This window comes from Haloferax sp. AB510 (assembly GCF_024136985.1).
Taxonomy (GTDB): domain Archaea; phylum Halobacteriota; class Halobacteria; order Halobacteriales; family Haloferacaceae; genus Haloferax.
Genome location: NZ_JAMYJY010000039.1, coordinates 21272 through 31209, shown reverse-complemented (window position 1 = coordinate 31209; position 9938 = coordinate 21272). Strand labels below are relative to the sequence as shown.

The following is a 9938-nucleotide window of genomic DNA, read 5'->3' as shown; positions in this document are numbered from 1 at the left end:
GACGTACGAGTCGTTTGCTCCGCGGCTCGACCTGAAGGCCGTCGAAGACGAGTGACAGCGGTAGGGTAGTTATTCATCAGACAGTCCTGACTCCCAATACGTTCGTCCAGAGTTCAGCACGGCCTCGTCAGACTATCAGCGACTGCGGTTCGACACCGCCGATAAACTGAGTCAGAGGCGGTGACGCGCCGCGAATCGGCGCTCACCGAATCATCTTGTCGCGGTCAGGGTCGAAAAGCGGCCCCGACCGGACCGTCGCGGGGTAGGCGTCGCCCTCGTACCGAATTTCGACGTCCTGCCCCGAACTGGCGTACTGCTCGGGGAGGTACGCGTACGCGATGCCGGCGTCGATAGTGTAGCCGTAGTCCGCCCGACAGCAGTAGCCGACGACCTCGCCGTCGGCGAACACCGGGTGGCCCGCGTCGACGACGGCTTCCTCTTCGTCGAGCGTTATCGGGACGATTCGGTCGCTCGGGCTGTCGTCGTTTTTGTCCTCCACGAGCGCCGCCTTCCCGACGAAGTCGGTGTCGAGGTCGACCGCGAAGCCGATTCCGGCCTCGTACGGGTTGTGTTCGGGCGTGAGGTCCGTTCCCCAGAGACGGAATCCCTTCTCCATGCTCGTCGAGTCGAGCGCGGCCCAACCGACGGGCGCGATGTCGTACTCCTCGCCGGCCTCCCGGATGGCGTCCCAGAGCTGGCTCCCGTACTCGGTCGGGGCGTAGATTTCCCAGCCGAGTTCGCCGGCGTACGAGAGTCGGAGCATGGTCACGGGGATGCTGCCGAGGTAGGTCTCCTGTGCGGAGTAGAACGGGAACTCGTCGTTCGAGAGGTCGGCCTCGACGAGGTCCTCAAGCACCTTCCGGGAGTCGGGTCCGAAGACGCCGATGCCGGTCCGACTGGAGACGTGCGCGGTCACGTCGACGGAGCCGTCGTCGGGCGCGTGCTCCTCAACCCAGCGCGAATGGAGCGTCGCCGAGCTTCCGCCCCCGGTGAACAGCACGAACCGGTCGTCGCCGAGGCGGGCGACCGTCAGGTCGGCGAGCACGCCGCCGTCTTCGTTGAGCATCGCCGAGTAGCGCATCCGGCCCGGCGTGACGTCCATATCGTTCGTCAGGAGCCCCTGCAGGAACTCCAGCGCGCCCGGCCCCGTCACTTCGATGGGCGTGAAGGTCGTCATATCGACCATGCCGACCTTCTCGCGGAGGTGCTGGTGTTCCGCGCCCTGGACCTTCGACCAGTTCTGCGAGAGCCAGTCGGGGCGGTCCGGAACGTCGTACGTTTCGAGGAGCGTCTCGTTGGACTCGTACCACTGCGGGACCTCCCAGCCGTCGCTGTCGTAGAACTCCGCGCCGAGTTCGGCCTGCCGGTCGTAAAACGGACTCCGGCGGAGGGCGCGCTGTCCGTCCGGCTGTTCGCGCGGGTGGATGAGTTGGTACACCTCGCGGTACTGCTGTGCGCCGCGCCCGTAGGTGTACTCACGGCTCCCCGTGTGCGATTGGAACCGGGAGACGTGCGCGCCGGAAGCGTTGACTCGGGATCCGTCGAGCCGCGGCGTTCCGTCTTCCATCCAGCTGGCAACGATGTCGCCCGCGCCGCCGGACTGCGTGACCCAGACGGCGAGCGCCCACCAGAGTCCGTCCGTGTCCTCGTCCGGTCCGAGGATGGGCATGCCGTCGGGCGTGAACGAGAACATGCCGTTGATGGCGGAAGTCCACTCGCAGTCCTCGAAGCCGGGGACGAGTTCGCTTGCGGCGTCGAACGCCGACCGGTCGTGGTCCGGGTGGGTGTTCTCGTAGAAGTGCTCCTCGGTGAACTCCCGAAGCGACGGGTATTCGAGTCCGAGGTCGTCGAGCTTGTCGGGACCGTAGATATCCGCCGGGTCGACGAGGAGCGACTCGTGGTTGTACGAGCCGATACCGTAGCGCTCGCCGTGCTGGCGGTAGTACAGCGAGTGGTCCTGATGCCGGAGGAGCGGCTGTTCGATTTCGCGCTCTGCGCCTTCGAGTTCGTCCAGTTCGTCGGAGACGAGATACTGGTGCGCGCAGGGCACAAGCGGGATGTCCGTGCCGACCATCTCGCCGAACAGCGGCCCCCAGATGTTCGTGGCGACGAGCACCTCGTCGGCCTCGATTCGACCGTGTTCGGTGTCGACCGCGTCGATACTGCCGTCGGAGACGTCGATATCCGTGACCTCGGTGTGGCCGTAGAACTCGACGCCTGCCTCGCGGGCTTGCTCCGCCATCGATTCGGCGGCGCTGACGGCGTCAGCCTTCCCGTCCGACGGGACGTAGTACCCGCCGTAGATGACGTCGGCGTTTATCTGCGGGACGCGCGCTTCGACCTCTTCGGGCGTGAGAAGTTCGCCCTCGTCGATACCGTACGACTGTCCCCACTCGCGCTTGCGTTTGAGGAAGTCCCAGCGTGCTTCGGAGTAGGCGACCTCGATGCCACCGCACGTCCGGAAGTCACCGAACCCGTCGTAGAGGTCGCGCGTGTACGACGCCATCTCCGTCATCAGCTTGTTCCCGGCCGTCTGGAACACGAGTCCGGGGGCGTGAGAGGTCGAACCTCCCGTCTCGAACAGCGGCCCCCGGTCGAGGACGACGACGTCTTCGCGACCCGACTCGGCGAGGTGATACGCCGCGCTACAACCGACACAGCCGGCCCCGACAACGACCGTTCCGGCGCGTTCGGGAAACGTAGACCATGTGTTCATATACCAAACAGTAGTGACCGCGGCCCCCGGATATCTCTCCGGGTCCACTATCTGAGGTGTATACGTACCGGGGGGTGGTGAGAGCCGGGTCTCGCCACGGGACGAGCGTCGTTTGCACGAGGAGAGAGCGCCGACGAGCAGCGTTTGCCAACGGGACGGGGAGCGTCGCCGACGAACGTCACTCGCCGGCGAGGTACTTCTCTCTGAGGTAGATGACGAGGCTGGCGCTCAGGAACGCGAGACCCGCGCCCTGTAGCTCACCGACCGTCATCGCGAACAGCGCAACGAGGAAAAGGAAAACCGCGAACGCCGCCGAAACGACAGCGAGCGCGTTCATCGATAGCATCGAGTCATCGTTCGGTGACCCCGTCGTTAGTCGTCCGTCGTGCTGGGGTTCTCTTGGACGTTGGTCACGACCGACGTCCGAGAGCGACCGACGTCGATGTCGATGTCCTCGTCCGCCAAGTTCTCGATTCGCTCGGCGAACTCCTCGGACTGCAGGAGTTCGTACTCCTTGTCGAGACCGAGATAGACCGTGTAGCACATGACGACGAGGACGACGGCGAACGGGAATCCCGTCGCGATGGCCGCGGTCTGGAGCGCGCCGAGGCCGCCGCCGTAGAGGAGAAGTGCCGCGACGAGACCCTCGACGACCGCCCAGAAGATGCGTTGGGTCCGCGGTACGTTGTGCTTGCCACCCGACGTGAGGTGGTCGACGACGAGCGACCCCGAGTCGGAGGAGGTCACGAAGAACGTCACCACGAGCGTCACGGCGAGCAGTCCCGTGATAGCGCTGAACGGGAACTGTTCGAGGAGCGCGAACATCGCGACCGTCTGTCCGGCCTCGCCGTAGGTCGCGAGGACCGCGCCGTTACCCTGAAGCGAGTTGAACAGCGCGCTCCCGCCGAACGCCGAGAGCCAGACCGTCGAGAACAGCGACGGCAGGACGAACACGCCGAAGACGAACTCGCGGACCGTCCGCCCCTTCGAGATGCGCGCGACGAACATACCGACGAACGGTGACCAGGCAATCCACCACGCCCAGTAGAACACCGTCCAGCCGTTGACGGTTGACGCGCCGTCGCCGAGCGTCCCGGTGAAGAACGCGAGCGAGAGGAAGTCGCTGAAGTAGTTCCCGAGACCCTGCACCCACGCGCCGAAGATGCTCATCGTCGCGCCGGCGACGAGCACGAACGCCAACAGGACGAACATCAAAAAGACGTTCAGCGTGCTCAGACGCCGGATGCCGTCTTCGAGGCCGGCCGCGACGGAGGCGGTGGCGATGAGAGTAATCACGGCGATGAACCCAATCTGCATCCCCGTGTTGTTCGGAACGCTCAGGACGCCGAGCATGCTCTCGCCGAGGATATACGACAGGCCCGTGTTTATCTGCGCGACGCCGAGGCCGAGCGACGTGGCGAGGCCGAACAGCGTCGCGAACACCGACACGAGGTCGATGAGATGGCCCGGCCAGCCGTAGATTCGCTCGCCGAGGAGCGGCCAGAAAATCGACCGGAAGGTGAGCGGGAGCCCCCTGTTGAACGAGAAGAACGCGAGCCCCAGTCCCACGAGACCGTAGATGGCCCACGGGTGGAATCCCCAATGGAAGAACGTCTGCGTCATCGCGGCGATGCCCGCAGCGCCGGACCCGGCCTCGGCGTCGAAGAAGCCGGGAACGTTGGTGAAGTAGTACAGCGGCTCCGAGACGCTGTAGAACATGAGCCCGATACCCATGCCCGCGCTGAACAGCATCGCCATCCACGAGAAGTCGCTGAACTCCTTTTCGGCCTCGACACCGCCGAGCGTTATCTTTCCGTACTTACTCAGCGCGAAGTACGCCAAGACCACGATAAAGAGGTTCACCGACAGGAGGAAGAACCATCCGAAGTTGCCCTCAAAAAAGCCCCTGACGGCCGAGTAGACGCTCGCCGCCTGCTCGCCGAGAATGAGCGTCGCCGCGACGAAGACGCCGATTACCAAGAGCGCAGCCGGGAAGACGACGGGATGGATGTCGAGCCCCCACCGCTGGATGTTTCCGTCGCCGGGTTCGCGCTCCGTCTCGGGGTAGAACACGTCCGCCTGTAAGTCGCTCGTCGACCGGTCGGTCGAATCGTTGCTATTCGTCATTCGATACAGCCTCCGTTGATAACCGCCGCCTGAATTCGTGTTCGTTCATATCGCTGTCCCCGCTTTGGGGCCACCCGGTGTCACCGTCGAGAGACGGCCGCGTCGACCTCGACGCGTCCACTCTGACCATGACACAGGACCACACCCCTCACGATTCAACCAACCCAATGGTGTTACACATAATAACAAGTCGGCTTCGATAATAGTGGCATTTATACGCAAAAGAGGAACAGTTCCGAAAATTATATCGTCAAATCAGTTGACGAGCGGCAATCGCGACCGCCCGTCGTCACTCGAACCGGTCGAGCGAGAACATGTCGAGCGGCAGGTCGCTCTCGCCGTCGACGACGAGGTCGGCGAGGATTTCGCCGATGACGCTGGCGAACTTGAAGCCGTGTCCCGAAAAGCCGGCTCCGACGGCGACCTGCGGGTGGTCTGGCAACGTGTCGAGGATGAAGTGTTCGTCCGGCGAGTTCGTGAACATGCACGTCGCGAGCGACATCGTCGGCCCCGCGGCCTCCGGGAAGTACTTCTCCGTGGCGTCCCGGAGTATCGCCTCGTCAGCGCGGTTCGGCTCGCGGTCGAAGTCGTCGGGGTCAACCTCCTCGTCGCGGTGATGGTATTTGCCGAGTTTGAATCCCGGCACGTCGTGGACCGGGAACCCGTAGAACCGACCCTCGGGGACGCTGAGGTTCCAGACGGGGAATTCCTCGGGCGCGAACGTCGCCGGTGACTCCGGTTGGAACCACGCGAGCGCCTGTCGCTCGGGGACTGCGAGGCCGTCAAGCGCCGAGGCAAGCTTGTAGTTCCACGCGCCCGCGGCGAGCACGAGCGCGTCCGCGACGTACACACCTCGGTCGGTGCGGACGCGCACCCCGCCGTCGTTCGTCTCCGCCCAGTCTTCGACCCGTTCGCGGGCGCGAATCTCGGCACCCCGGGCCTGCGCCGCTTCGGTGTGCGCGATAATCGCCTGCTCGGGGACGATGAACCCACCGTCTTCCTGATAGACCGCGCGGTACTCCTCGGGGAGTTCGTAGCCGGGGAACCGCTCGTTGACCTCCGCGCCGGTCAGCACCTCGTGCGGGATGTCGTGTTCCTCACAGGAGCGTTTCGAACCCGCGAACACGTCGTTGTCCTCTGGTCCGGCGTCGATGGAGCCGGTTCGGTGGATGACCTCGCGGCCGGTCTCCTCGGCGAGGTCGTCCCAGAGGTCGTACGCGCGTTCGATGAGCGGGACGTACGAGGGGTGTTCGTAGTACGCACGGCGGATGATGCGGGTGATGCCGTGAGACGACCCCTGCGAGTGGGGGATGTCGTAGCGTTCGAGACCGACGACGTCGAGGCCGCGGTCGGCGAGGTGGTACGCGGTCGCGCTTCCCATCCCGCCGACCCCGACGACGGCGACATCGTATCGGTCGTCGCGGACACTCATTGTGTCCGGCGGTTCGGAACGTCCCCCCTTCACTCTTGACCTGTATCACGGAGCCCCTTTTTCAGAGGAACGACGCCCGGCCCGCCGAGAGCAGCGCTGGCGGTCGAACGCCGACGGCTCACGGATATCTACCACCACTTATACGGCTCAACTATTCCCGACGAACCCTTTTCCACAAATGTGTGTTTCTTCTTCCCATGACACGGTGGAACAACAATCGTGACGAAGTCGGTGCAGTAAGTGCTGATATCACCGCTGAAACGAACGCGCTACCGGCGAGGTACTTCACCGACCCGGAAGTCCACGAGATGGAAAAGGAGAAAGTGTTCGGTCAGTACTGGGTCTACGCGGGCCACGAGACCCACATCCCGGACGCGGGCGACTACTTCACGCGAACCATCGGTGACAAGCAGATTATCGTCACCCGCGACGGCGAGGGCGACGTGCGGGCGTTCTACAACGTCTGTGCCCACCGCGGGTCGAAGATGCTCGACGATACGCCGATGACCGACACCGGAACCCTCAATCGAATCACCTGCCCGTACCACCTCTGGGCGTACGAACTCGACGGGACGCTCCAGAGCACCCCCAAGAGCTTCGAGGAGGCGAGCCTGAACCCGGACCTCGACGACGACGCCGTCAGCGAACTCGACCCCGAAGAGAACGGACTCATGGAGGTCAACACGGACGCCATCGGGCCGCTCGTGTTCGTCAACTTCGAGGACGAACCGAGCCTCTCGCTGGCCGAACAGGCCGGGTCGATGAAGACGGAACTCGAGGACCTGCCGCTCGGCGAGTACGAGCACGCCCGGCGCTACGTCTCCGAAGTCGAGTGCAACTGGAAGACGTTCAGCGGGAACTACTCGGAGTGCGACCACTGTCAGGCGAACCATCAAGACTGGGTGCAGGGGCTCGAACTCATGGACTCCGAACTCGAAGTCAACGACTACCACTGGGTGCTTCACTACAAGCACAAAGAGGACGTCGACGACGAGATGCGCATCCACCCCGAACACGAGGCCAAGTTCTACTACTTCTGGCCGAACTTCACGGTCAACATGTACGGCACCGCCGACGGCTACGGCACGTACATCATCGACCCCATCGACGAGGGGCGCTTCCAACTCATCGCGGACTACTACTTCCGCGACGCCGACCTGTCGGAAGAAGAAGAGAAGTTCGTTCAGACGAGCCGACAGCTCCAGGAGGAGGACTTCGAGCTCGTCGAACGGCAGTACGAGGGACTCACGTCCGGCGCGCTCGGGCAGGCACAGCTCGGTCCGAACGAACACACCGTCCACAAACTGCACCGCCTCGCACAGGACGCTTACAATGCCTGACAACGAGGATGCCAAACTAGCCGAAAAACCACACGCCGGCGTCGTCACCTGCCCGGCGTGCGACCTCCACGTCTCCGTCACGGAGCCGAACGACGCCGTCGAACTGTATCGGCGACACGCGAACGTCACCGGCCACGACGTCGAGTGGGAGCGCGTCGCGTTCGACGCCGACGTCGGGAGCGGCGACGTGAAAACGGCGCTCACCGAACTCGGCGATAACCACCCGGATGGCGTCGAACTCGGACGACTCGCCGCGGCGCTCGCAGACAACGGCGTCGCCATCGGGGAAACGCTCGATGCCGTCCGCGACCTGCGGATGAGCGGCGAAATCTACGAACCGCGGGACGACTACGTCCTCGTGGTTTAACTCCCGACTTTTTTCGGGGTGTCACCCGGTCACTCGTCGAGGAGAATCGACTCGACCAGCTCCGCGGTCCCCCGCCTGATGCGTCCGCTGACGGCCGTCGGCGAGATGTCGAGAACCTCCGAAAGGTCGTCTAGCGCCGCCTCTCGGGGCTCCTCGAAGTAGCCGTGTTCGTAGGCGGCGACGAGCGCATCGCGCTGGGCGTCGGTCAGCTTGCTCGGCTCGCCGTTCATCCAGCCGTCCTGTCGGAACATCCGGTTCAGCTCGAAGGAGATATCGTTCGACTCGCAGTACTCCCACAGTTCCGAGAGCGCCTCGCGGTCCGAGAGTTGGATCCGGACCCGCCAGCCCGCCGTGTCGTTGCTACACGCGTCGAGCATGAGCCCGCCGAGTTCCGTGATGATAGGCGAGAGGAGGATCGTATCCGGCGTGTGTCCGATGCGATACACCGCGGACTCCTCCCGCTCGGAGACGAGCTGCCAGTCGCTGACCGTGTGGTCGACCTCCAGCGCCGCTTCGAACGCCGAAACGTCTGCGCACTCCACGACGAAGAAGAACAGGCCGGTCTCGGGGTCGGTCGCGGATTGAGAGATAACGTCTATCTCGCTCGCGGCCTCCGACTGAATCGTCGGCGTCAGCGCGAGGTCATCGTGCGCGATGTCGGCAACGGTTATTAGACTCATCGTGTCTTCACCTCGTGGATACAGAGATTCGACACCGGGCAAACCAGACTGCCGGTTCGGTTGAAGGTCGCGAAGTCGTTTCGACGTTCGCGACAGAAGCGTTTCTCGTGAGCACGATATAGTAGTTTGAACATCAGATCCTTGTTTATAATTTTCGCCGCATATTCTGAGGGACTATATAAACTGACTCAGTATTCCACACCGCTTTTCAGGGAGTCCCGGCGCGTCCATCGGAACGGACAATGAGCGTGGGCACATCACTTCGGCGACTGGGCGAATTCCTCGAAGAGTGCGAGCGGATGGACGCCGCGAGCGTCCGCGAGTCGTCCGTGGCGGTCACGGAGTCGGGCGCGTCCGCGGACGTCAAGTTCACGCTCTCGTCGGACGCCGACGGCGACGCTCCCGTTCGAATCCAAGGGGCTTCGTTCGAATCCAACGGGTCGATTGGGCTCACGCTCGGTGTCGACGACGTCTTGCCGAGCGACCGCGAGCACGTCGCCGTCGACGCCGCGGACATCACGCTCGACGGCGACCCGGCGGTCGTCGTCACGGTCGCGACCGAGGCGCCAACGACGAGTTCAACCGAGACAGCCGACGACGATGCCGATGCCGATACCGAACTACCCGAAGCCGTTCGGAATCCGAACGTGCCGGCGTTCGAAGACACGACGTACCTCGAAGCCGTGTACGCGCGGTACGACACGTTCGAGCGGATGGCCGACGCCTTCGAGATGGACGTGACCGACGAGACGGTCCGCAGGTACATGATCGACCAAGGCGTCCACGAGCCCTCGTCGTACGAAACGTCGCTTGCCGGCGAACCGACGGGCGTCGAGCGACCACCGACGCCCGCGACGGATGGCGACGGCTCGCCCGAGGCGCTCGCCGACGGTATCGGCCTCCCCGAGTCCGTCACAATCGGCCAACTCGCCGATGCCGCCAACGACGCCAAGACCGTCTACGAGTTCGGCAAGGCGCTCGACCTCGAACGCATGGACGCGCTCGACCTGCTCCAAGACCTCGACCTGCTCGAATTCGTGATGGGCCGACTCACGACCGACGACGACCCGGACGTGGGTCGAGAGGACGTCGTGGCGCGCATCAGGCAGTCGGCCGGAGAGACGTAGCGGACGCTTCGTCTGTGTCGATGATTCGGTTCGCGGGGAGAGCGCCGGTACGCCCGTCGTTCAAGCTGTGTTCCGTCTGGACTCACACAGCGTGTCAAAAATATTATTTTTGTAGGCAAGCGGCGGGAAGAGACCGAGTGCGACGGGCG

General features: G+C 64.0%; 8 protein-coding genes. 3 read left to right on the top strand and 5 right to left on the bottom strand.

Annotated elements, in window-relative coordinates:
• Positions 1 to 202: 202 nt before the first annotated feature.
• The 4 genes from NKF06_RS09645 to solA all read right to left on the bottom strand — a co-directional run bounded on the left by NKF06_RS09645 (position 203) and on the right by solA (position 6275).
• The gene (locus NKF06_RS09645; RefSeq protein WP_253245259.1) at positions 203 to 2716 is read right to left on the bottom strand and encodes an FAD-dependent oxidoreductase; all 2514 of its coding nucleotides are present in this window, start codon (positions 2714 to 2716) and stop codon (positions 203 to 205) included.
• A 178-nt stretch (positions 2717 to 2894) separates the two neighbouring features.
• Positions 2895 to 3053 (bottom strand): hypothetical protein, encoded by a 159-nt coding sequence (locus NKF06_RS09640; protein WP_253245258.1) that lies wholly within the window; start codon positions 3051 to 3053, stop codon positions 2895 to 2897.
• A 35-nt stretch (positions 3054 to 3088) separates the two neighbouring features.
• Positions 3089 to 4843, bottom strand: a complete 1755-nt coding sequence (locus NKF06_RS09635; protein ID WP_253245257.1) for a BCCT family transporter — start codon at positions 4841 to 4843, stop codon at positions 3089 to 3091.
• Between the two features lie 289 nt (positions 4844 to 5132).
• Complete coding sequence (gene solA / locus NKF06_RS09630; protein WP_253245256.1) at positions 5133 to 6275, bottom strand: N-methyl-L-tryptophan oxidase; 1143 nt, start codon at positions 6273 to 6275, stop codon at positions 5133 to 5135.
• A gap of 197 nt (positions 6276 to 6472) precedes the next feature.
• On the opposite strand from solA, the gene NKF06_RS09625 reads away from it, so the two are divergent.
• Positions 6473 to 7615, top strand: coding sequence for an SRPBCC family protein (locus NKF06_RS09625; RefSeq protein WP_253245255.1), 1143 nt, complete (start codon positions 6473 to 6475; stop codon positions 7613 to 7615).
• Positions 7608 to 7982, top strand: coding sequence for a hypothetical protein (locus NKF06_RS09620; protein ID WP_253245254.1), 375 nt, complete (start codon positions 7608 to 7610; stop codon positions 7980 to 7982). Before NKF06_RS09625 ends, NKF06_RS09620 begins: the two co-directional genes overlap by 8 nt.
• A gap of 29 nt (positions 7983 to 8011) precedes the next feature.
• Here the strand turns inward: NKF06_RS09620 and NKF06_RS09615 are convergent, their stop codons facing one another.
• Positions 8012 to 8662 (bottom strand): helix-turn-helix domain-containing protein, encoded by a 651-nt coding sequence (locus NKF06_RS09615; RefSeq protein ID WP_058828594.1) that lies wholly within the window; start codon positions 8660 to 8662, stop codon positions 8012 to 8014.
• Between the two features lie 242 nt (positions 8663 to 8904).
• Between NKF06_RS09615 and NKF06_RS09610 the strand changes: the two genes are divergently transcribed.
• Entirely contained in the window at positions 8905 to 9789 is an 885-nt protein-coding gene (locus NKF06_RS09610; protein ID WP_253245253.1) for a hypothetical protein, read from the top strand.
• The last annotated feature ends 149 nt before the right edge of the window (positions 9790 to 9938 follow it).

What these genes read in the sequence shown, in the direction of transcription:
- NKF06_RS09645 (WP_253245259.1), bottom strand. Translation starts at nt 2,716, where the DNA reads ATGAACACATGGTCTACGTTTCCCGAACGCGCCGGAACGGTCGTTGTC.
- NKF06_RS09640 (WP_253245258.1), bottom strand. Translation starts at nt 3,053, where the DNA reads ATGAACGCGCTCGCTGTCGTTTCGGCGGCGTTCGCGGTTTTCCTTTTC.
- NKF06_RS09635 (WP_253245257.1), bottom strand. Translation starts at nt 4,843, where the DNA reads ATGACGAATAGCAACGATTCGACCGACCGGTCGACGAGCGACTTACAG.
- solA (WP_253245256.1), bottom strand. Translation starts at nt 6,275, where the DNA reads ATGAGTGTCCGCGACGACCGATACGATGTCGCCGTCGTCGGGGTCGGC.
- NKF06_RS09625 (WP_253245255.1), top strand. Translation starts at nt 6,473, where the DNA reads ATGACACGGTGGAACAACAATCGTGACGAAGTCGGTGCAGTAAGTGCT.
- NKF06_RS09620 (WP_253245254.1), top strand. Translation starts at nt 7,608, where the DNA reads ATGCCTGACAACGAGGATGCCAAACTAGCCGAAAAACCACACGCCGGC.
- NKF06_RS09615 (WP_058828594.1), bottom strand. Translation starts at nt 8,662, where the DNA reads ATGAGTCTAATAACCGTTGCCGACATCGCGCACGATGACCTCGCGCTG.
- NKF06_RS09610 (WP_253245253.1), top strand. Translation starts at nt 8,905, where the DNA reads ATGAGCGTGGGCACATCACTTCGGCGACTGGGCGAATTCCTCGAAGAG.